The organism is Streptomyces zagrosensis (assembly GCF_014203645.1).
GTDB lineage: Bacteria > Actinomycetota > Actinomycetes > Streptomycetales > Streptomycetaceae > Streptomyces > Streptomyces zagrosensis.
On sequence record NZ_JACHJL010000002.1, the window covers coordinates 171,872 to 192,739 of the forward strand.

Annotated in this window: 19 protein-coding genes; 6 read left to right on the forward strand and 13 right to left on the reverse strand. The window is 68.2% G+C overall.

The genetic code is table 11. From position 1 onward, the window contains the following. Positions 1–224 precede the first annotated feature (224 nt). The 4 genes from FHS42_RS04410 to FHS42_RS04425 form a co-directional block, all read right to left on the reverse strand. A complete protein-coding gene (locus FHS42_RS04410) occupies positions 225–434 on the reverse strand; it encodes a hypothetical protein (RefSeq protein WP_184569200.1) in 210 nt (69 codons plus the stop codon). Next, a complete protein-coding gene (locus FHS42_RS04415; protein WP_312866719.1) occupies positions 431–1,585 on the reverse strand; it encodes a lipid II:glycine glycyltransferase FemX in 1,155 nt (384 codons plus the stop codon). The genes FHS42_RS04410 and FHS42_RS04415 overlap by 4 nt, the downstream gene beginning before the upstream one ends. Positions 1,586–2,009: 424 nt before the next feature. After that, a complete protein-coding gene (locus FHS42_RS04420; RefSeq protein WP_312866755.1) occupies positions 2,010–2,954 on the reverse strand; it encodes an endonuclease/exonuclease/phosphatase family protein in 945 nt (314 codons plus the stop codon). A 176-nt stretch (positions 2,955–3,130) separates the two neighbouring features. After that, positions 3,131–3,892, reverse strand: coding sequence for a M15 family metallopeptidase (locus FHS42_RS04425; RefSeq protein WP_184569202.1), 762 nt, complete (start codon positions 3,890–3,892; stop codon positions 3,131–3,133). 87 nt (positions 3,893–3,979) lie between these two features. On the opposite strand from FHS42_RS04425, the gene FHS42_RS04430 reads away from it, so the two are divergent. The 3 genes from FHS42_RS04430 (at position 3,980) to FHS42_RS04440 (ending at position 7,067) form a co-directional block, all read left to right on the forward strand. Then, entirely contained in the window at positions 3,980–4,675 is a 696-nt protein-coding gene (locus tag FHS42_RS04430; RefSeq protein WP_184569203.1) for a response regulator transcription factor, read from the forward strand. A gap of 10 nt (positions 4,676–4,685) precedes the next feature. Further along, on the forward strand, positions 4,686–5,795 hold the full coding sequence (locus FHS42_RS04435) for a sensor histidine kinase (protein ID WP_281392690.1): 1,110 nt from the start codon (positions 4,686–4,688) through the stop codon (positions 5,793–5,795). Positions 5,796–5,888: 93 nt separating this feature from the next. Continuing rightward, positions 5,889–7,067 carry a spore photoproduct lyase family protein gene (locus FHS42_RS04440; RefSeq protein ID WP_184569205.1) on the forward strand — a complete coding sequence of 393 codons (1,179 nt, stop codon included), beginning with the start codon at positions 5,889–5,891 and terminating at the stop codon, positions 7,065–7,067. A gap of 66 nt (positions 7,068–7,133) precedes the next feature. Here the strand turns inward: FHS42_RS04440 and FHS42_RS04445 are convergent, their stop codons facing one another. The 4 genes from FHS42_RS04445 to FHS42_RS04460 form a co-directional block, all read right to left on the reverse strand. After that, complete coding sequence (locus FHS42_RS04445; RefSeq protein ID WP_184569206.1) at positions 7,134–7,457, reverse strand: hypothetical protein; 324 nt, start codon at positions 7,455–7,457, stop codon at positions 7,134–7,136. Further along, positions 7,454–8,665, reverse strand: coding sequence for a Shedu anti-phage system protein SduA domain-containing protein (locus FHS42_RS04450; protein ID WP_184569207.1), 1,212 nt, complete (start codon positions 8,663–8,665; stop codon positions 7,454–7,456). Before FHS42_RS04450 ends, FHS42_RS04445 begins: the two co-directional genes overlap by 4 nt. A 263-nt stretch (positions 8,666–8,928) precedes the next feature. Further along, positions 8,929–10,134 (reverse strand): PP2C family protein-serine/threonine phosphatase, encoded by a 1,206-nt coding sequence (locus FHS42_RS04455; RefSeq protein WP_184569208.1) that lies wholly within the window; start codon positions 10,132–10,134, stop codon positions 8,929–8,931. Next, positions 10,131–11,744, reverse strand: coding sequence for a sensor histidine kinase (locus tag FHS42_RS04460; RefSeq protein WP_184569209.1), 1,614 nt, complete (start codon positions 11,742–11,744; stop codon positions 10,131–10,133). Before FHS42_RS04460 ends, FHS42_RS04455 begins: the two co-directional genes overlap by 4 nt. A 107-nt stretch (positions 11,745–11,851) precedes the next feature. Here FHS42_RS04460 and FHS42_RS04465 point away from each other — a divergent pair, with 107 nt between their 5' ends. Then, complete coding sequence (locus FHS42_RS04465) at positions 11,852–12,622, forward strand: response regulator (RefSeq protein ID WP_184569210.1); 771 nt, start codon at positions 11,852–11,854, stop codon at positions 12,620–12,622. Between the two features lie 704 nt (positions 12,623–13,326). After that, positions 13,327–14,421, forward strand: a complete 1,095-nt coding sequence (locus FHS42_RS04470; protein ID WP_184569211.1) for a carboxylate-amine ligase — start codon at positions 13,327–13,329, stop codon at positions 14,419–14,421. A gap of 33 nt (positions 14,422–14,454) precedes the next feature. Here the strand turns inward: FHS42_RS04470 and FHS42_RS04475 are convergent, their stop codons facing one another. The 5 genes from FHS42_RS04475 to FHS42_RS04495 form a co-directional block, all read right to left on the reverse strand. Then, on the reverse strand, positions 14,455–15,303 hold the full coding sequence (locus tag FHS42_RS04475) for an ABC transporter ATP-binding protein (RefSeq protein WP_184569212.1): 849 nt from the start codon (positions 15,301–15,303) through the stop codon (positions 14,455–14,457). Further along, positions 15,300–16,355: a FecCD family ABC transporter permease gene (locus FHS42_RS04480; protein ID WP_184569213.1), complete on the reverse strand. Its 1,056-nt coding sequence runs from the start codon at positions 16,353–16,355 to the stop codon at positions 15,300–15,302. The genes FHS42_RS04475 and FHS42_RS04480 overlap by 4 nt, the downstream gene beginning before the upstream one ends. Further along, a complete protein-coding gene (locus tag FHS42_RS04485; protein WP_184569214.1) occupies positions 16,352–17,395 on the reverse strand; it encodes a FecCD family ABC transporter permease in 1,044 nt (347 codons plus the stop codon). The genes FHS42_RS04480 and FHS42_RS04485 overlap by 4 nt, the downstream gene beginning before the upstream one ends. Beyond that, a complete protein-coding gene (locus FHS42_RS04490; protein WP_184569215.1) occupies positions 17,392–18,465 on the reverse strand; it encodes an iron-siderophore ABC transporter substrate-binding protein in 1,074 nt (357 codons plus the stop codon). The genes FHS42_RS04485 and FHS42_RS04490 overlap by 4 nt, the downstream gene beginning before the upstream one ends. 294 nt (positions 18,466–18,759) lie before the next feature. Next, positions 18,760–19,533: a helix-turn-helix transcriptional regulator gene (locus FHS42_RS04495; RefSeq protein ID WP_184569722.1), complete on the reverse strand. Its 774-nt coding sequence runs from the start codon at positions 19,531–19,533 to the stop codon at positions 18,760–18,762. Positions 19,534–20,145: 612 nt separating this feature from the next. On the opposite strand from FHS42_RS04495, the gene FHS42_RS04500 reads away from it, so the two are divergent. Further along, positions 20,146–20,856, forward strand: coding sequence for a Crp/Fnr family transcriptional regulator (locus FHS42_RS04500; protein ID WP_184569216.1), 711 nt, complete (start codon positions 20,146–20,148; stop codon positions 20,854–20,856). Positions 20,857–20,868 lie beyond the last annotated feature (12 nt).

The window sequence follows — 20,868 nt, forward strand, 5'->3', positions numbered from 1 at the left end:
TCGGTGCCGTCGGGCCGTGCTCGCGTAGCTCGGCGGGGGAAGTCGGAGGAGATCCGCGTGGCCGGAAGCGCGGCGCCACGCCCTCTCCTCACCCAACGAAAAGCGCGGCACTACGCCCTCCGGCCCATCGGAAGGTGCGGTGCCGCGCCTGCTCGGCCGCGCCACAGGTCACAGATGACAGATGACAGATCCCGAATCACAGGTCACAAGTCACACGTCACAGATCACAGGCCGAGGCCGTAGCTGTTGCCTCGGGCGACCGGCACCACGCCGAGCACTACGCCCGGCACCAGGCCGGGCACTACGCCCGGCACCACGCCGAGCACCACGCCCGGCACCACGCCGAGCACCACGCCGGCGGTCTCGCGCACATGGGCGCGCCGGCGGTCGCCGTCCATCATGCGCACCAGGCTCATCTCGCTCAGCTCGCTCATCCCCCACGCCGCCTCATGTAGAGGTCGAAGACCCGGTAGACCATCGGCCGTAGTGGCAGGTCCCACTCGCCGACGTACCTCACCGCCTGGCCGCCGGTGCCGACCTTGAACTGGATCAGCCCGACGTGTGGGTCGGCGGCGTCGAGGGTGGGGGTGATGCCGCGCAGGTCATAGACGTCACAGCCGGCCGCCAGCGAGTCGCGGATCATCGTCCACTGGCAGGCGTTGGAGCCGCGCACCTCGCGCTTGTCGGTGGAGGACGCGCCGTAGGAGTACCACGCATGGGCGCCGACGCGGACCATGATGGTGGCGGCGACCAAGTCGCCTCGATGGCGGGCCAGGTAGAGCTTGATCCGCTCGGGGTCCTCGGCCATCAGGGCCGCGAACATGGTCTGGAAGTAGCGCAGCGGCCGAGGCGTGAAGTGGTCGCGCTCGGCGGTGTGGACGTAGAGGTCGTGGAACGCCTTCAGGTCCGTACCGACCGTGACCTCGACTCCCTCCTTGGCTGCCTTCTTGATGTTGCGGCGCCATTGTTGGTTCATGCCCTTGAGCAGGTCGTCCTCAGTTTTGCCGGCCAGCGGAATCTCGTACCTGAACTGCGGATGCCCGACCCCGAAGCCGTCCTGCGGGCTCTGCGGCAGCCAGCCGGCGGCCCTGAGTCGGCTGGTTACGCGGGCACCAACCGGGTCGGCACTTTGGCCGGGCATCTCGGTGAGCCGCTTGCTGCCCGGATCGGCGATGCCCTCCTTGACCTGGGCGGCGCTCCAGGTGTTCGTGCACACCGGCGGGCCGAGCCGGATCGCGAACGCGCCGTGTGCCGTGAGATAGGCCGCGAGCGGGTCGAGCCACGCGTCGATCTCGCCGGTCCAGTCGATGATCGGGCCATCGGGCAGGTAGGCCAGCGTGAAGCGTTGCAGTCGCGGCACCGGGCGGTGCAGGACGAGCCCGACACCGACCAGTTGCCGACCGTCGAACCAGCCGAGGCTCTCGCTGCGCCACTCGGTCTTGACGCTGGCCCATGCCGGGGTCTGTAGGAAGCTGACCGACCGCTGTGTCCGCACGAACGCCAAGTGCTCGACCGCGCTGATCGGCGCAACGGTCAGACTCGCGCTCGCGGCCTTGGCCCCTCGGTGGTGCGCGGTTCGGCTCACTGGCCTGCTGTCCCCACGCCGACGTTCGCGGTCGGGGCGCTGCTGCGCCCCGGGTGCCACCGGGTCTGGGCTGCTGTTCGTGCTGGTTCGCTGTGGGACATGCCTTCAGTCAAAGCAGCGCGGTGTTGCCGGCGCGTATGCGGATTTCGATATGCCGACGATATGTTCCGGGCCAACGCCTCACGAGGCGTCGATCGATGGGCCTGGGACCCGATGCCCGTGGTGGTTGCGGGGACGCCTAGGGCGCGTACGCCATGAGTTACGGCGGCCTCGGCTATCTCGGCGATCTCGGCCAGCGGGGACCTCGGCCAGCGGCGGGGTTCGGCCAGTGGCGAGTTCGAGGTGGCGTTGCCGGTACGCGCCATGATCCGCGACAGCAGATGGTGCGGGAGGCGGGGACGGTCTCGGCGGCTTCACGCGGTGTTCACCAGCTGATTCCGGCCACCACCGGCAGGTGATCGCTGTCGGTTGCCGGCAGCACCCACGAGCTCTTTGGCTCCACGCCCCTGACCAGGATCTGGTCGATCCGCGCCAGCGGAAAGGACGCCGGCCAGCTGAAGCCGAAGCCGTCGCCGGCCGTGCTGTGGGCCGAGTCCATTTGCGAGGCGAGGTCGGCGAACGCGCGGTCGTCCATGGTGCCGTTCAGGTCGCCGAGCAGCACCACTCGCTCGTTCCGCTCGGCGGCGATGGCCTTGCCGAGCGCCTGCGCGCCGGCGTCCCGCGTGGCCGTCCAAAAGCCGTTCGCGGGAAACACCCGCACGGACCCCAGGTGCGCCGCATACACCGCCAGCGGCCCCTGGCTCGTGGCCACCGTGGTACGTAGCGCCCGGGTCGAACCCATCGCGACGTCAACCGGCCGGGTGTCCGACAGCGGCAACTTGCTCCACAGCCCGACCGTGCCCTGCACCGTGTGGTACGGGTACGCCCTCGCCAGTCCCTCCTCGTACGTGCCCCGGGCCTGCTCGGTCAGCTCCTCCAGTGCCAGCACGTCCACACCTGAGGCAGCCAGGTCGCGGGCGGTGCCGGCCGGGTCGGGGTTGTCTGCACTGACGTTGTGGCTGGCCATGGTGAGGTCACCGCCCCGGTGGGACTTGTCGATGAGCAGCCCGCCGAAGAGGTTCAGCCACGCCATGACCGGCAGCAGCAGCGCAAGCACCGCGGAGGCGGAGCGGCGCCACAGCGCTCCGGCCAGCAGCACCGGGATGAACAGGCCGAACCACGGCAGGAAGGTCTCCACCAGGCTGCCGAGGCCCCCGATCCGGTTCGGAATCTCCGCGCGCAGCAGCATGAGCAGGCCGAGCAGCAGCGCCAGCGTCGCGAGTACCAGGCCGCGCTTCCAGGGCCCCGGCCGGAAGCCGATGCGGACCACCCGGCGGATGCGCGTACGCCAGGTGCCGAGCCCGCCGCCCCGGCGGATGCGCGTACGCCAGATACCCAGGATGCGCGTACGCCAGGTACCGGAGCGGGTGTCGCCGCGGTCGGCGCCGCCCTGTTCGGTCTCCCCCGTGTCCACCTGCTCCACCGTCTGCCCACGTGCACCGCCGGTCACCGCTGCATCCTCGGGTCCTGGGTGGGGTCGGCGTACATCCGCGGGCAACCGCGCTCGATCGCCTTGGTGCGCAGTTCGTAGTGCCAGGGTTCGTTCCGGTAGATCTGGCACAGCCCGTACTCGGCACCATGTTCGGACAGCCACGCCGTCGCATCGGAGCCCCCGACGTCGATCGCGTCCCCCGATACGTGCGGGGACGTCGTCGCGGTGGCCACCCATCGGGCGGCCTCGTCTTCGGACCCGTACCGGGAGATTGCCTCACGAAGAAGCCGATTTTGGTACGCAGGGGAGCGCCAGCCACTGTTGACGCGGAACTCAACTCCGGTGCCATGGGCGCCAGTTGCAGCCCGGCGGACGGCCTTGAGTAAGGCTGGATCGAGGTTGGCCACGGCCGGAGTCTTGTCATCGAAGACCGTCACGCCGTCGGGTACGACACCGTCAGCCGCACCGTGAGCACCCTGGTACTCACGGTGTTCCCGGTGCTCTCGGTGCTCTCGGTGAGAGGGACGCAAGGCCGCTGGGGCAGAGGAGGATGGTGCGACCGAGGGGGTCGGGGCGACCGAGGTGTGCGGGGCACCCGAGGAGTGCGGGGAAAACGACGCAGACGCAACGGTCGAGGCAGATGAGACGGACGAGGACTTCAACAGCTGGTAGCCGAGGGCTGCGGTGATCGCTGCTATGACGACCATCAGGCCGACGACACGGAGCTGGTGAATCCGGTGGGTCGTTATTCGTACTGATGGTGGGATTCGGGTCATGCTGCCAGTCAAGGCAGCATGGTGTTGCCAGCACGTATGTGGTTTTCGATACGCCGACGATATGCGCCGCCTCGTAGCATCACTACCATGCGTGTGCTGATTGTCGAGGACGAGCCCTATATGGCAGAAGCCATCCGCGATGGCCTCCGCCTGGAAGCGATCGCCGCCGACATCGCGGGTGACGGGGACACCGCTCTTGAGCTGCTGAGCATCAACGCCTACGACATCGCCGTCCTCGATCGCGATATCCCTGGGCCTTCCGGCGACGAGATCGCCAAACGCATCATCGCCTCCGGCAGCGGCATGCCGATTCTCATGCTCACTGCGGCCGACCGTCTCGACGACAAGGCCACCGGATTCGGACTCGGTGCCGACGACTACCTCACAAAACCATTCGACCTGCGAGAACTCGTGCTCAGGCTCAGAGCGCTCGACCGCAGACGCGCACACAGCAGGCCGCCTGTGCAAGAGATCCTAGGTCTGCGTCTTGACCCCTTCCGCAGAGAGGTTTATCGGGACGACCGCTACGTGGCGCTGACCCGCAAGCAATTCGCCGTACTCGAAGTCCTCGTCGGTGCCGAAGGCGGTGTCGTGAGCGCCGAAGAACTTCTGGAGCGGGCGTGGGATGAGAACGCGGACCCGTTCACCAACGCCGTACGCATCACGGTCTCGGCACTGCGCAAGCGTCTCGGCGAACCGTGGGTCATCACCACGGTGCCCGGCACCGGGTACCGCATCGGCACCCAACCAGAGGCCGAGCATGAAGAAAAAGACCGTGAATAGGACGCCCGGGTTGAGTGTTCGCATCAAACTCACCCTCAGTTACGCCGGATTCCTCATGTTCGCCGGCGTCCTGCTGCTCGCGGCGGTGTGGATGTTCCTCCTGCGTTACGTCCCCGACCGAGCGATGCTCTACAACCCCGATGATCGGCCGAGAAATGGTGTTTTTCCCATCAGGTCCGCCCTGCTGGATGTCTTCGCTCCGAGGGCAGCCGCAGTGCTGGCATTCTTGCTGGTTTTCGGTCTCGTGGGAGGATGGCTCCTCGCCGGCCGCATGCTCGCGCCCCTGATCCGGATTACCAGCGCCACGCGCATGGCCACGAACGGAACGCTCTCCCACCGCATCCGACTACCGGGCCGCAACGATGAGTTCCGCGAACTCGCCGACGCCTTCGACACGATGCTTGCACGGCTCGAAGCGCACGTCGCCGAACAGCGGAGATTCGCAGCCAACGCTTCCCACGAACTCCGCACACCGCTGGCGATCTCGCAAACACTCCTCGATGTGGCCCGCGCCGATCCGAACCGCGACATCAACGAAATCATCGACCGGCTCCACGCCGTCAACACCCGAGCGATCGACCTCACCGAGGCGCTGCTCCTGCTCAGCCGCGCTGACCAGCGGTCGTTCACCCGAGAGCCCGTCGATCTGTCCCTCATCGCGGAAGAAGCCACCGAAACGCTCCTCCCCCTCGCGGAAAAGCGGGGTGTCACCATTGAGACCCACGGCAACATCACCCCCGCGATCGGATCGCAGGCCCTCTTGCTGCAAGTGGTCACGAACCTCGTGCAGAACGCGATCGTGCACAATCTGGCCGCACACGGCACCGTGTGGGTGAACACCAGCGTGCACCCCACAACCGTGGCGCTCACTGTGGAAAACACCGGCGAGCAGCTCGCCCCCGAGCTGATCTCCACACTCACCGAGCCGTTCCAGCGCGGCACCGAGCGCCTCCACGCCGACCACGCAGGCGTCGGCCTCGGCCTGGCCATCGTCAAAACCATCGTCCTCGCACACGACGGAACACTCACCCTCACCCCGCGCTCCACCGGCGGCATCCGCATCACGGTGGAACTACCCGCAATGCCCCCACACGCCGACAGGCAACCCACACGCCGATAGGTGGAGAAGCTTGGAAGTGGTGCGCGGCCACGGGGACCCGCTCATGGACACGGGCATTCGGGCCGCAACAGAAGCAGGAGCAGGAGAAGTGCTGTGAATCAGCTTCCAGCCGGGCCCTCCCCCGAAAAACCCGAGCAGCCGGCCCTCTTCGATTGGGGAGACACGGTGCCCGCCACCCCGCCGGACGGCGGTGGATTCCGGGACAGTCCACGGGCGAGACGGATGCTGGACGTACGGGAGGTGTACGCGGAACCCGCCGCGCTCGCCTCGCCGCGCGGCCAGCAGATCCTGGCGAGGCTGCCGGGGGTGCCCGTCACCGAGGTGCCCGGGCACTGGCGCATCCCCTCCCTGCACGGCAACGACGGCAATATCGCCCGCTGGACCCGGATCAAGAGCGAGATTCTGGTCCTCGGCGTCAAGCAGACGCTGACGACCCGTCCCAACGGTAGGTCGGCCGACTGGATCGCCCCCGGCGCTTCCAACGGCTGCGCCATGGCCTGCGCCTATTGCTACGTCCCGCGGCGCAAGGGCTACGCCAACCCGATCACGCTGTTCACCAACATCGAGGCGATCGTCACCCATGTACGCCGACACGTATGGGCTCAGGGACGCAAGCGGGAGCCCAACCAGTGCGACCCACACTCCTGGGTGTACGACATCGGCGAGAACGGCGACTGCTCCGTTGACGCCCTGATCTGCGACAACACAGCCGACCTCATCACCGCGTTCCGCGCGCTACCCACCGCCAAGGCGTCGTTCGCCACCAAGTTCGTCAACCCCGACCTGCTCACGCTGGACCCGCAGGGCCGCACCCGGGTGCGGTTCTCGGTGATGCCCACGAACGATTCCCGCCTGCTGGACATCCGCACCAGCCCGGTCGCGGACCGCATCGCCGCCGCGGCCGACTTCCTCGACGCGGGTTACGAGGTCCACTTCAACCTGTCCCCGGTGGTGCTGCGCCCCGGCTGGCAGCGGGACTGGGCCGACCTTCTCGTCCACCTCGACGACGTCCTCCCGCACCGCGTGAAGGAGCAGTCGGCCGCCGAGATCATCATGCTGACCCACAACCAGCAGCTCCACGAGGTCAACCTCGGTTGGCACCCCAAAGCCGAAGACGTCCTGTGGCAGCCGGCCGCCCAGGAGACGAAGCGATCGGAAAACGGCGCCCTCAACGTCCGCTACGCCCGTGAGGTCAAGCACGAGGCCCTCGCCCGACTTCAAGAGCTGATCGCGGCCCACGCACCGTGGCTGCGGATTAGGTACGCGTTCTAGCAGCCACGGGATCACCACGGGGGTGCAGAGCGGCCAGCGCCCTTGCACGGGGCATCCCCGAACGTGTCAGGTACGCCCGGGGCGCAGGTGGCCGGAGGCTGCCAGACAAGAGGACAGCCACGTCGCCTCGGCGCGGTGAATGATCAGACCGCTCACAGTGATCATTCCCTCCAGTTCGCCGTCCATCCGTATCGAGTGATCACCGACGCGGTACATCTGCCAGTCCATGTCGCTGTGCCAGAGCCGGGCGGTCTTTTCGCCCCGTCGCTGGGCGAAGACGAGTTCCTCGCCGTGCTCGTTCAGAAAGTAGCCGACATAATCCTTGCCGGTGATCGCACCACCGCACAGGCGGGCAAGTAAGGGCTCGATCGCCGTGGTGTTGTCGTTCATGTCGCAGGCTCCTCAGCCACGTCGGAACTGTGCCCAGCCGACGAGAGCGCCAGCATCCGGGCCGCAGAATCCAGCAGAGTCTCGTACGTGATGACTTCTATGCGCGCGGTGTGCGTGTTGTAGGTCCGCACCGTCTCCGCGATCTCTTGGGGTGTGATGCTTCCGCGCACGTACCGCGGGTGCCCGATCACGACAGTCGCCGATGCCCTGCGGGTATCGACGCCGTATCGCGTGAGGATGGTCTGCCGGTTCTCATCCATGGCTCGAAGGTAATTTTGCGCCTGGGAGACTGCGTGGTGCGCAGGAGAACCCAACATGAGCTGGCCGCCGGGCCGTATGACCAGGTCGACGATGTAGGCACGCTTGAGTTCCACCACGTGCAAGGAGCCGTCACCGCGCAGCAGCGGAATGTCGAGAATGGTGCGCGGAGTGTACTGGCGGCGGGCCAACTCGGACACGTACGCTCCGCCGAAAATCCACTCCTGATCCTTCAGACAGGCGTGGAGGACGCTCTCGGAGCTGCCAGCGTCGTCCACCGCAGCGCGCAGGGCCGCGAGGCCGGCCCGTCTGGCCTTCAGTTCGAGCAGTTGCGCCAGCAATCCCGCGTCCGCGTCCACCAGGACGTCGCCCATCATCCGGGCTGCCTCGGCAGAGGCAGGTCGGGGCAAGCTCCGGAGGACTAACTCCATGTGCCCGTACTTCTGGAGCCACTTCAGATGCTTGGTGGACAACTGGATTCCGCCCTCGCCGGTCCCGAGCCCCAGGTAGTCAGTCGCCTGGGCAATGCCGTGGAAGAGTGCTCTAGCGTCGGCGGCGGTGGCATCGGGAGTTTCGTCACACAGCACGTCCAAGACGGCCACCGCCCGCTCGGCACCCATGGCGGCCATCCGCCGCATGTACTCCTCGCTGCGCTGCCGCGCCCCCTCGTCGTAATAGTTCTCCAGGATGTCGAGGAAAAGTTCGCCTCGGGCATAGGCAGCGAAATGCTGAAAGCGACGAACCAACCCGGTGTCCCCGTGCAGGAGCGCTTCTTGAGCGACATCCTCTAAGGCATCCACCAGCGGTTTTCCCTTGCCATACGTCCCGCCAAGGCCCCCCATGATGCCCAACGCTGCGTCGATGCGCCGCCGTACGCCCGCATGCTCGGTGAGTTCTCGTGCCGCCTGCACCATGCGCCGCAGCGTGAAGCTGGACCGGAAGGTTGCCATGAGGGTCACCCTAGAACCGGGTACTGACAACCGCCCCGAAGTCAGCGGGCAACCACGGTGAAGGGGGAACCACGGTGCAAGCGGCCAAGCCGACGAGGCTATGTGCTTGGCCAAGGGAATGGACCGCACCGCCGTGCGTACGTCTTCGGCGCCACCGTCACCGAAGTGGCACGTCGCCAGCCAAGGCCGGTCGCGCTGCTGACGTCCGACGGCGACGGCATGGCGCAGCTCTGCGCGCCTCGCGTCCGGAGGTGAGCCGATCGTCAGGCGCGGCCGAACAGGCCATCCCAGTCGAGGCGCAGTACGGCCAGGTCGTCGGAGTGGCGGCCGGCGTTGAGCGCGTGGGTTTCCTTGATGAGCAGGTCGATGTGGACGGCCGGGTCTGTCTGCGGCAGGTTTTCGATCAGTGCGAGCAGCCCTTCGACGCCGAGTCGCTCGCCGTGTGCCCCGTTGTGACCTTCGGTGAGGCCATCGGTGTAGAGGGTCAGGGCTCCGGCGGCCGGGAGCGGGATGACCGTGGGGGGCCAGCTGCGCAGCTCGGGGACGATGCCCAGGGCTATGCCGTGTGCGGCGATCAGTTCTCGGGTTCCCTCAGCCGTGGTGAGGAGGGGCTCGTGGTGGCCGGCCAGGTGCAGGGTGGCGGTGGCGGCGTCCTGGTCGAGGGTGAGGAGGGTGCAGGTGGCGAACAGTTGTTGGCTGCCGCGTTCGGCGATCAGGATGCGTTCCATCAGATGCAGTAGGTCATCGCCGCGGTGTCCGCCGAGTATGAGCGAGCGCCACGCGATGCGGAGGCAGACGCCGAGTGCGGCGGCGTCGGGGCCGTGTCCGCTGACGTCGCCGACGACGGCGTGCAGCAGCCCGTCATCCCCCTCCACCACATCGAGGAAGTCCCCGCCGAGCAGGGTCATCGCGGCGCCGGGCAGGTAGCGGGAGGTCACTTTTACGGTGGAGGTGTCGAGGATCGGCTGAGGTAGCAGGCCGCGCTCCAGGCGGGCGTTTTCTTCCGCTCGCAGCCGGACGGCCTGGGCTTCGGCGCTCGCGCGTTCGGTGCGGCTGCGGTAGACGGCGTAGCGCACCGTCCGATGCAGCAGATCCGCCTCGACCTTGCCCTTGACCAGGTAGTCCTGAGCGCCGGCGGCCATGGCCTCGGTGCCCGCCTGGGCCTCGGACAGCCCAGTGAGGACGATGACCGCGGTATGCGGGGCCAGGTTCCGGACGGCGGCGACCGCGTCGATGCCCGCCACGTCGGGCAGGTGGAGGTCGAGGAGGACGCAGTCGATGGGGAGGTCGGCCAGTTCGGTGCGGGCCTCGGCCAACGTGGTACGGGTGGTCAGCTCGAAGCGCAGTCCCGTGTCGTACAGGAGTTCCTCGACGAGCAGGGCGTCGCCCTGGTCGTCCTCGATCAAAAGGATGCGGTACAGCGGCTTGTCGGGGGCCGCTTCCGGGGTGCCTGTCATGGCTGCGGTCATGGCGCCTGCTCCGGATCGAAGCGGGTGGCTTCCGGCATGGTGGGCAGGCCGGGGCTTGGGCTTTCCGGCGGCTCGGGTGCCAGGGTGAAGGTGATGCGGGTGCCGGCTTGGTAGGTCGGATCGACGGCGATGGTGCCGCCGTGGAATTCGACGATCTTCTTGCACATCGCGAGGCCGATGCCGCTGCCGCTGTAGACGTCCTTGGTGTGCAGCCGCTGGAAGATCACGAAGACCTTGTCGGCGTATTCCGGCGCGATGCCGATGCCGTTGTCGGTGATGGTGAAGCGCCACAGGTCGTCTTCGCGGGCCGCCGTGATGTGAATGTCCGGCGCTTGGTCCTGGCGGCGGAACTTGACGGCGTTGCCGATCAGGTTCTGCCAGAGCATGCCTATCTGAGTCGGGTCGGCGACCAGGGTCGGCATCGGGTCGTAAGTGATCGTCGCGCCGGCCTCCTCGATGCCGACGCTCAGCGCGGACAACGTCCGCTCCAGCACCGTGTCCAGATCCACGCCCTGGTGGGCATTGTGCAGCCGCCCGACCCGGGAGAAGTCAAGCAGGTCGTTGATGAGGATCTGCATACGGTTCGCCCCGTCCACCGCGAAGTCGATGTACTGGTCAGCCCGGGTGTCGAGCTGCCCTCCGTAGCGCCGCTGGAGGAGTTGGGTGAAGCTGGAGACCTTGCGTAGCGGCTCTTGGAGGTCGTGGGAGGCCACATACGCGAACTGCTCCAGCTCCGTGTTGGAGCGCTGAAGGTCCGCGGCCTGCGCGTCGAGGCGTAGGCGTGCCTCTTCGCTGAAGTCCAGTTCGCGCGCGAGGCGCCGGCGCATGAAGTCGATCTCGGCGCTAAGGCGCCGCAGGTCGGCGGGGCCGGTCGGGGTGATGGGGTGGTCGAAGTCACCGCCGGCGATGGTGCGGGCGTCCGCGCCTAGCTGGTCCAGCGGCCTGTTGATGCCGCGGCGCAGCCCCTCGAAGATCAACACCGTGAGCACGACGATGAGTATCGCGAAGGCGCTGAACAGCCAGTTCCGGAAGGTCATCGTGGCTGCCAGATCGTCCCTTGCCTGGCCGCGCTCCGCGCGTAGGCGTTCTTGCTGGCTGGTCAGGGCGGCACGTACCGCGTCGAAGGTCGTCTGGCCCTCCGCTGCCCGCTCGATGGCCAGCGCTGCGGGTGCCCCGGCCGGCGCGGCGGCGATGGGTCGGGCGATTCGCTCCTGCCACCGTGCCACGGCGTTCTGCACGGCCTTGAGATCCGCCAGGCCGGCGGGGTCGTCCGCAAGCAGCTCCGCAAGTCGCGCCATGTCTGTTTTCTGCTCGGTGAGCCCCTGCCCGTAGGGGGTGAGGAACTCCGGTTTACCGGTGAGGCCGTAGCCGCGGATTCCGGTTTCCTGGTTGAGAATGGCCGATTCCAGGCGGGTCGCGGTGGTCAGCGCGGGAGATCGCACATCCACGAGGTCCCTGCTGATCGACTCGGTCCGCGCCAGGACCCACGCCCCCGTTGTTCCGAGCAGGGCCAAAATCGCCAAGGACACAGCTGCCCCCACCCGCAGCCACCGCCGGGTGGTCCATGCAGCAAACCCTCGCCTACGCGGTGGCCTCTCATCGCCGGTCATCCCGTGGGGCTCCTTGCCGTGAAAGCCGCCCTCAAATGCGGCCAGCACACTCTAGAGGGCGACAACCCCTGTTGTCGCAGGCTGCCCCGGGACCTAGAGTGCCAGGCATGCCAGGCAAGAACTTCGTGTTGCGGACCACTCCGCAAGAGACGGCCGCCATCGCGGATGCGGCGGCTGGCAACCTTGCGCACCGCCTCGCCCATCGGCTGTTGACAGCCTCGTCGCACCCGGCAGCGGACAACCCGGCACAGGCCCTGGCCCTGCTCCACATGTTGGATCACCTCCAGCAGGCCACGGAACGGCTCCAACGGGAAGCGGCCTTGGCCGCCGCCCGGGCGGGCGCCGGCTACCCGCAGCTCGGCGCCGCATGCGGCATGACCCGCCAAGGCGCCCGGCGCCGCTGGCCAGGGCTCTACCAGCACTCCAACGAGAAACCCACGGAGCATCCGATGATGACCACCCCCGCCCGCCCCTTCGACGTCCTGTTGGTCGAAGACGACGTCGCGGACGCCATGCTCATTGAGGAAGCGCTCTCCGAACGCGGGGCCCGCAACCTGGTCCAGGTCACCGATGGAGTCGCCGCGCTGGAGCACCTACGCGCCCCGGGGACCGCGCGCCCCGACCTCATCGTCCTTGACCTGAACATGCCGCGAATGAACGGTCGCGAACTGTTGAAGGTCCTGAAGGGCGACGGGGACTTGCAGACCATTCCCGTGGTCGTCCTCACCACGTCCACCGCCCCGGACGACGTGACCGGCGCGTACAGCTCGCACGCCAACGCTTACGTGACGAAGCCCGTCAATCTGGAAGAGTTCGAGCAGGCCGTCCAGAACATCGACTCCTTCTACCTCGACACCGCCACCCGGCCCCGCCCCTGAACCAACCAGGTCAGTTGCTGGTCGGTTACTCGCCATTGCTGGTCGCGTACTACTTCGCTGTTGTCGCTGGTCGCGTACTTTTCTGTCGCTGGTCGGGTGCTCGGCCGGTGCCGGTCGCGTGCTTTCCTGTCGCTGGTCGAGTGCTCGGCCGATGCCGGTCGCGTACTTTGCCGCTGCGTGTCGCGTACTTCGCCGTCGCCGGCCGCGTGTCCGATCGATGCTGTTGGCGTACTCCGCCAGGCCGGTTGCGTACGTCACCCGCGATGGCGGAGACGGCGGGCGGGGGGTCATCCGCGGCTCGGCGTTTAGCTGCCGCGTCGCTTGGCGTGGGGCCGGTGGGTTACGGCGGCGCCGGACCGGTCTCCGTCCAGGTGGTGTCCGCCTCCCGGAGGACCCCGCCACCGCGGGACACCGTCGCATCGGGGCTGGCCTGTTCGGCGCTCTCCCCCCAGGGCGCGGCTTTCGGACACGTGCCCGCAGCGCCCTTTGCTGACGTGGTAAGCCCGGCTTATCAGGTCGCAACGACTCTCGGTGCCGAGGTCCGCACAGAGTGAACGCGCGCTGGTGGGGGAATGCCGTCCTCGCGGCACACGATGGTGGTGCCCTGGAGCACACGTGCGGTGCCGGGCCAACCAGGAGGCGTCCGGCTGGAGCACACTTGCCCTCTTGCTGGCAGTGTGCGGTGGCAATGGAGAGGGCGACTGATGGCGACTGTTGGCGTGGAAGAGGAGTACCTGCTGGTCGATCCGGTGACGGGGCGCCTGGCACCTTGTGCGGCGGCGGTTTTGGCCGAGGCCGAGTTGGCGCCCCTCGTTGCCTCCGGTGAGGTCCAACCGGAGCTCTTACAAGCGCAGGTTGAGGTGGCCACGCCGGTATGTGACTCCTTGCAGGACGTCGGCGCCCACCTGCTGCGCTTACGGCGCGCCATGGCCAAGGCGGCGCGGGCCCACGGGTGCAGAGTCACGGCCAGTGGGACGCCGCCGTTTCGAGAAGACGGGCCCGTGCTGCTCACCGAGCAGGCTCGGTTCGAGGCCATACAGCGGCAGGCGCCGCAACTGGTGGCGGAGCAGCTGGTCAATGGCATGCACGTACATGTCGCGGTTCCCAGCCGGCGGGTGGGCGTCGAAGTGCTCAATCGAATACGGGTGTGGCTGCCGACGCTGATCGCGATGGCGGCGAACTCCCCGCTGTGGCGGGAGAACGACACCGGTTTCGCCAGTTGGCGCACCATCGTCTTCGACCGCTGGCCGGTCAGCGGCATTCCGCCGTGCTTCACCGACGAGAAGGACTACGAACACCACGTACGACGGTTGTTGGACACCGGTGTCATCAATGATGTGGCCCAGATCTATTGGCAGGTGCGGTTGTCCGAGCGCTATCCGACAGTTGAGGTGCGTTCCCTGGACGTGCAATTACGCCCGGGTGACGCGGTGTTGTTCGCGGGCTTGGTGCGCGCGCTGGTCGATACCGCGGTGCGGGAACTGGAAGCGGGGATCGACCCGCTGTACATCGACGCGGAGTTGTTGCGCGTAGCGATGTGGCAGGCGGCTCGGCACGGGCTGAACGGGGAGCTACTCGACCCATTGGGCCGGCGCCGACCCGCGGGCGACGTGGTGCGCAAGCTGTTGCATCACCTCGCCCCGGCGTTGCAGGGGGCCACTGACGCGCATGAGGTGACTGCGCTGGTCCACCGCCTGTTGAAGGAGGGAAACGGCGCCGATCGGCAACGCCGGGCCTTGGCTGACGGCGGTCTGCCCGCGGTCATGGAATTGATCGTCGAGGACGGCAGTTCGGCGTGAACACCCGGCTGCGGGTGGGGCGCGGCCGATGCGTCAGCGGGGTGTGGGCACCGGGGCGGGCCTCGCCGGCGTATCTTGCGGCTGTCTGACGCCGTGCCGTCCGATGGGAAGCATCAGGGGCCGGCCGGAAACAGGGTCCTCGATGATGTGGCTGTTGAGGCCGAACACCGCGCGGACGTTCTCCTTTGTCAGTACCTCGTGCGGCGTCCCGGCCGCGTGCAGCCGGCCCGCTGCCAGCGCGACGATGTGGTCGGCGTATCGGGCGGCGAGGTTGAGGTCGTGCAGGACCATGACGACGGTCGTTCCCCGCGCGTGGTTGAGGTCCGTCAGCAGGTCGAGGACTTCGACCTGGTGGCTCGCGTCAAGGAAGGTGGTGGGCTCGTCCAGCATCAGGATGTCGGTCTGCTGGGCGAGCGCCATCGCGATCCACACCCGCTGGCGCTGGCCACCGGAGAGTTCGTCCACGCAGCGGTCGGCGAGGGTCGTGGTGTCCGTCGCCTCCAGGGCCGCCGCCACGGCCGTGTCGTCCTCGGCGTTCCAACGGGAGAACACCCGCTGGTGCGGATGGCGCCCGCGGCCGACGAGGTCGGCGACGGTGATCCCCTCGGGAGCGACCGGCGACTGGGGCAACAGGCCGAGCGTACGGGCGAGTTCCTTGGCGGGTACGCGGTGCACCTCTTTGCCGTCCAAAACGACGCGGCCCTCGCGCGGCTTCAGGAGGCGGGACATGGACCGTAGGAGCGTGGACTTGCCGCAGGCGTTCGCGCCGACGATCGCGGTGATCTCACCCGGCGGTACGGTCAGGTCGAGGGAGTTCACCACGGCGCGGTCGCCGTAGCCAAGGGTGAGCCGTTCGGCGGCCAGGGAGTGGGTCGTGGTCATAGCGAGCCTCCTGCCCGGTTGGTGCGGATGATCAGGTAGACCAGATAGGGCGCGCCGAGCACGCCGGTGACGACGCCCACCGGGAAGCGGGTGTCGAAGGCGTACTGGCCGGTGAAGTCGGCGACCAGGACCAGCAGCGAGCCGACCAGTCCTGCGGGTACCAGGAGCGAGCCGCCCGGCCCGGTGATGCGCGCCGCGATGGGCCCGGACAGGAAGGCGACGAAGGCGATCGGCCCGGCAGCGGCCGTGGCGAACGCGATCAGGCCAACAGCGGCGACGATCACGGTGAGGCGGGTGCGTTCGACGCGGACCCCGAGGGCGGAGGCGGTGTCGTCGCCGAGTTGCATCGCCGACAGGTTTCGCGCGTGCGACAGCAGTACGGGGCACAGCACCGCCAGCGCTATGACGGCGGGCCTGGTCTGGTCCCAGGTGGTGCCGTTGAGGCTGCCGGTCAGCCAGCGCATCGCCTCTTGCAGGTCCCACTCGGCGGCCTGCGAGAGCACGTACGCGACGACGCTGTCGAGCATCGACGCGATGCCGATGCCGATGAGTACGAGCCGGGTGCCGACCACTCCGTCCGTGAACGCCAGGGTGTAGACGAGCAGCGCCACGGCGAGGGCGGCGGCGATCGCGATGACCGACACCTGCGTCTCGCCGAGGGACAGCGAGACGATCGCGATGGCCGCCCCGGCGCTCGCGCCCGAGCTGATGCCGATGACGTCGGGGCTGGCGAGCGGGTTACGCAGCATGGTTTGGAAGGTGACGCCGGCCAGGCCGAAGCTGAAGCCCACCACCATGGCGAGTACGGCCCGCGGCAGTCGCAGCCGCCCGACCGTGAACGTTGCCCCCGGCACCTGCTCGCCGATGACGACCCGGAGCACGGCGTCGAGCGGGTAGTACGTCTGCCCGCACATGAGGGTCACGATGAACGCGACGAGCACCAGGGCGGCCAGCAACACGATGACCGCGCGGCGGCGCAAGGCCCGGCGCGCCCGGCCGCGGGCCACCAGTTCGGTGGGAGGCGGTGGCGTGGAAAGGACGACGGTGCTCACAGCGCACGCACCTTTTGGCTACGGACGATCCAGACGAAGAACGGGGCCCCGATGAGCGCCGTAACGATGCCCACATCGATCTCAGCGGGCCGGGCCACGACTCGGCCGACCACGTCGGCCGCCGTGAGCAGTGCCGCGCCAAGGAGCGCGGCGAAGGGCAGCAGCCAGCGGTGGTCCACGCCGACGAGGAGCCGGCAGGCGTGCGGGACGACGAGGCCGACGAAGCCGATCGGCCCGGCAACCGCGGTCGCCGAGCCGCACAGCACGACGGCGCCGAGCGCGGCCACGCCCCGGGCCACGGCGACCCGTTCGCCGAGCCCCGCCGCGAGTTCCTCGCCCAGCGCCAGCGAGTTCAGCGCCTTGGCCGACAGCAGGCAGATCACGAACCCTGTCGCGAGAAAGGGCAGCACGTGCCCGATGCGCTCGTAGGAGGCGCCGCCCACCCCGCCGATCTGCCAGAGCCGGAAGCTGCCGGCTATGTCGTTGCGGGGCAGCACCACGGCGGTGACCAGGGAGGCGAAAGCGGCCGATGTCGCGGCTCCGGACAGTGCCAGTTTCAGTGGAGTGGCGCCACCTCGCCCGAGCGTGCCGACGCCGTACACGAACACGGCCGACAGCCCCGCTCCCGCCATCGCGACCCATATGTAGCCGGTCGGTGAGGAGAGTCCGAAGAAGGCAACCGCCGTGACCACGGCGAGCGATGCGCCCATGTTGACCCCGAGGATGCCCGGATCGGCGAGCGGATTACGCGTCACCCCCTGCATGACGGCGCCCGCGAGGCCAAGCGCGGCACCGATCAGCACCGCAAGCACCGTACGGGGTATGCGCTTGCCGACCGCCGCCTGTTCCAGGGACTCGTCCGCGCCCCCGATGGCGGCCCAGATGTCGGACCAGCCGACGTTCCGGGACCCGAACGCGACAGAGGCCACCATGAGCGCGGCCAACACCAGAGCCGCCACGAGTAGCCACAGCAGCCGCACGCGCGCCGGACGCCGCACCACGGCGGCGTCCGGCAGGCGGCGGGCAGTGGCCGGCTTCACTTGACCTTGTCCGCGGCCTTGGCCAGCGCGGCGACGTAGTCATCAAGCACCCATGAGATCGACAGCGGCGTCGGGTTGGCCGCCGTCGCGAGAGGCGAGCTGCCGGGCAGCAGGTACATCGAGCCGCGGTCGATCGCGGGGACCTTGGACACCAGCGGGTCATCGCGCAGCGTCTTGGCGAGCTTGCCCTTGTCGTCGCCGTAGCCGGTGACGATATCGACGTCGTTGAACGCGTCGATCTGCTCGGCGCTGCGCGTGAGCGCGAACTTGTCGGTGCCCTTCGACGCCTTGGCGATGCTGTCGGGGATCTTCAGGCCGAGGTCCTCGAAGAACAGCGTCCGGGTGTCGTGGGCGGTGTAGAAGCCGACCTCGCTGACGTCTCCCGGGTCGATGTGCGTCATGAACATCGCCGACTTGCCCTTGAGCTGCGGGTACTTGGCGACGGTCCGAGTGATCTGACCCTCCAGGTTCCCGATCAGCTTCTCGCCTTCGGCGCCGAGCCCGATGGCCTTGCTGTTGGTGCGCACGATCTCCCGCCACGGCGTCGCCCACGGGGCATCGGGGTACGCCACCACGGGGGCTATTTCGCTGAGCGTGGCGTAGTCCTGCTTGGTCAGGCCGGAGTAGGCGGCGAGGATGACGTCGGGCTTGGTGTCGGCGACGGCCTCGAAGTCGATGCCGTCGTTCTCGTCGAACAGCACCGGAGTCTTCGCGTGCAAGGCGTCGAGCTTCTTCTCCACCCAGGGAAGCACCCCGTCGCCGTCGTCGTCCCCGAAGTCCGCCTTGGCCATGCCGACAGGGACGACGCCGAGCGCCAGCGGCACCTCGTGGTTGGCCCAATTCACCGTGGCGACGCGCTTCGGTTTTTTAGGGATGACGGTCTTGCCCAGGGCGTGCTCAACCGTGAGCGGGAACGCGCCGGAAGTCGAAGAGGAGTCGGAGGAATCGGCGGCGGGGTTCTTCCCTCCCCCGCCCTTGGCGTCGTCCCCGGACGAGGAGGGGCCGCCGCAGGCCGCGAGGGTCATAAGGGCGGCTGCTGCGGTGAGCAGACGCAGGCGATATGCGCGCATGATGGACAAACTCCACTGATCCGGATGCCAGGTGCCGGCCCTCACACGCCTGGGCCCGGGATGCCGTCGTGGAGTTGTGCGCACCGCACTGAGTACAAACGCTGAAGACAAGCACTGAGGACAAACGTCGAGTACAAACGCCAGCACAAGCACTTAGGTAAGGCTTGCCTTCGTACCCTAAGAGACCGTGGATCTTTGTCGCAACCAGCCTTATGAGACACCCGTTGTAGCGATTGGGACTCATACCCATACAGCGCAAGGAGGAATGTGCCCCGCTTGGCTGGAAAGGGCGACTCAAAGGGCCCGGAACGCGGCCGGAGTGAGCCCGGTCGTGCGCCGGAAGGCCGCCCCGAAGGCGCTCGCCGACCGGTAACCGACCTCTTCGGCCACGGCCTCCACCTCCCGGCCCCGGGTGAGCAGGGCAACGGCGTGCTGAGCCCGGACCGAGGCGACCCAGCGCGCAAAGCTGGTGCCGGTCTCCGCGCTGAAAGCGCGACTGATCGTGCGGGCACTGACACCCAACTGCGCCGACCAGTTGGCCAGCGTGCGCTGGTCGCCCGGGTCCGCGCGGAGGGCGTCTGCGATGGGGCGCAGCAGGGCCGAGGTGGGGGTGTGGACGAGCAGTTCGCGCGGTGAGGGTTCGAGCACGTCAAGCACCATCGCCTCCGTGATCGTCCGCGAGGCGGGGGCCAGTGGGGCATCGCCGAGTCGCTCAAGGAGCAGCCGCAGCAGCGGGGTGATCTCGACGGCCACCGGTGTGTCGGAGATGGATGGCGTGGTGTGGAAGCCGAAGAAGCTCGCCCGAAACCAGGTCCCGGCGATCGCCGAACCCGAGTGCAGCGTGCCGGCGGGCATCCACAGGCCGAGCGCGGGGGTGATCGTCCACACGCGCGCCCCGACGACGGCCATCGATGCGCCGCGCTCGTTCCACAGCAGTTCGTGGAAGGGGTGGGAATGCTCGCCCCAGGTGGTGTCGTGCGCGACGATCTCGTCGTACGCCTGGATCGCGAACGGCACCGCCACCGCGCCCGCGGCGACCACCGGCAGCGTCCGCACCTCCCGAGTCACCCGCGGGGCACCGGGGGCCGGGCAGGATGCGGCCTGACGGCGAGGGGACGACATGCCCTCACCCTAGGACCGGGCCCCTTCCCGGCAGCTGGCGGGCCACCGAGCCCCGGCCTGTGGGCGGGCCGCAAAGGCCCGAAACCGAAGGGGCGGCCATCCAGCGGGCCTGAGCGCCACCGGCATCGGGGCGCGCATGGACGCCGTACGGCAGAGCGCGCCAAGTGGCGCTTATAGTGGGCCTGCCACTTCGCGGTCAACTCACCTCCCTACGCCGGGAGTTCGAGCATTGTCGGCCAAAAATCTTAGATTCGGCCAAGCCTGCCCCGGGTGTCTGATTTCGTGCGTCGGCGAGCCCGCATCTTCGGGTGTACGGCCTGACCTTCGGGTTGTTCGGGCAAAGGCGGACCCGGCCGAGTGCTCCCCGAGCGGCTGGGCGTGCGCGGCAGCGGTGAGTGATGGGCGCAGCGGGCGAGGCCGGGCGGTCTACCTGGGGATTCGGCGCGTTTCGTGCGTACGTTCGATGTGGCTCATTTCACCCTCTTGGGAACGTCGCTCTGCGACCATCTACGCCCTAGTGAAAATCCAGCCATACGGTCTGCCGTGGGGGGAGAGGCCATGGGGCTGCTCGGCAACGAATTGGGGTTCGCGCGCGCTCTGACAACTCAGGAGCACGAGAGCGTGATGGCCCTCGGAAACCCAAAGCACTACATAGCCGACGCCCATCTCATGACGCAGGGCGACCGCACACGTCACATCATGATCATAATAAGGGGCTGGGTGACCGTTTCCGTGGCCACGGACCGGGGCGCCACGCGGCTGATACTCGGCTTGCGCGGGCCCGGCGAACTCGTCGGTGAAATGGCCGCGTTGGACAGTCATCCGCGCAGCGCCACCGTGCGCGCGCTGGGCCCGGTGGAGGCCCACCTCATAGCCGGGGACGCGTTCCGCCGCTTTCTCGCCCTGCATCCCCGGGTCAGCAGTTTGGTGATACGCCAGCTCACCTTCCGCCTTCGCAACGCCGACCAGGAGCGGTCCGCGCTCGCCTCTCTCACCGTGTTGCAGCGCCTGGCCTCCCGCCTGTCGGAACTTTCGCGCGCCGACCCGTCCGGCCCGTACACCCGCTCCGTTTCCGGTCCTTCACCCACGGGCACCGCCGTCCATCTGGCGCAGGACGAACTGGCCGCAACCGTTGGCGCCACCCGCGAAGCCGTCGCCAAGGCGCTGCGGCTGCTGCGTACCCAAGACGTCGTACGCACCGGCAATCGCATGGTGCAGGTGCTCGACCCGGAGTTGCTCGCCCTTCTCGCGGAGGGCCATCGGGAGTAGCCGGAGTCGGGC

What these genes read in the sequence shown, in the direction of transcription:
- FHS42_RS04460 (WP_184569209.1), bottom strand. Translation starts at nt 11,744, where the DNA reads ATGACCGGCGATGAGAGGCCACCGCGTAGGCGAGGGTTTGCTGCATGG.
- FHS42_RS04455 (WP_184569208.1), bottom strand. Translation starts at nt 10,134, where the DNA reads ATGACCGCAGCCATGACAGGCACCCCGGAAGCGGCCCCCGACAAGCCG.
- FHS42_RS04465 (WP_184569210.1), top strand. Translation starts at nt 11,852, where the DNA reads ATGCCAGGCAAGAACTTCGTGTTGCGGACCACTCCGCAAGAGACGGCC.
- FHS42_RS04490 (WP_184569215.1), bottom strand. Translation starts at nt 18,465, where the DNA reads ATGCGCGCATATCGCCTGCGTCTGCTCACCGCAGCAGCCGCCCTTATG.
- FHS42_RS04470 (WP_184569211.1), top strand. Translation starts at nt 13,327, where the DNA reads ATGGCGACTGTTGGCGTGGAAGAGGAGTACCTGCTGGTCGATCCGGTG.
- FHS42_RS04445 (WP_184569206.1), bottom strand. Translation starts at nt 7,457, where the DNA reads ATGAACGACAACACCACGGCGATCGAGCCCTTACTTGCCCGCCTGTGC.
- FHS42_RS04500 (WP_184569216.1), top strand. Translation starts at nt 20,146, where the DNA reads ATGGGGCTGCTCGGCAACGAATTGGGGTTCGCGCGCGCTCTGACAACT.
- FHS42_RS04475 (WP_184569212.1), bottom strand. Translation starts at nt 15,303, where the DNA reads ATGACCACGACCCACTCCCTGGCCGCCGAACGGCTCACCCTTGGCTAC.
- FHS42_RS04410 (WP_184569200.1), bottom strand. Translation starts at nt 434, where the DNA reads ATGAGCGAGCTGAGCGAGATGAGCCTGGTGCGCATGATGGACGGCGAC.
- FHS42_RS04425 (WP_184569202.1), bottom strand. Translation starts at nt 3,892, where the DNA reads ATGACCCGAATCCCACCATCAGTACGAATAACGACCCACCGGATTCAC.
- FHS42_RS04450 (WP_184569207.1), bottom strand. Translation starts at nt 8,665, where the DNA reads ATGGCAACCTTCCGGTCCAGCTTCACGCTGCGGCGCATGGTGCAGGCG.
- FHS42_RS04430 (WP_184569203.1), top strand. Translation starts at nt 3,980, where the DNA reads ATGCGTGTGCTGATTGTCGAGGACGAGCCCTATATGGCAGAAGCCATC.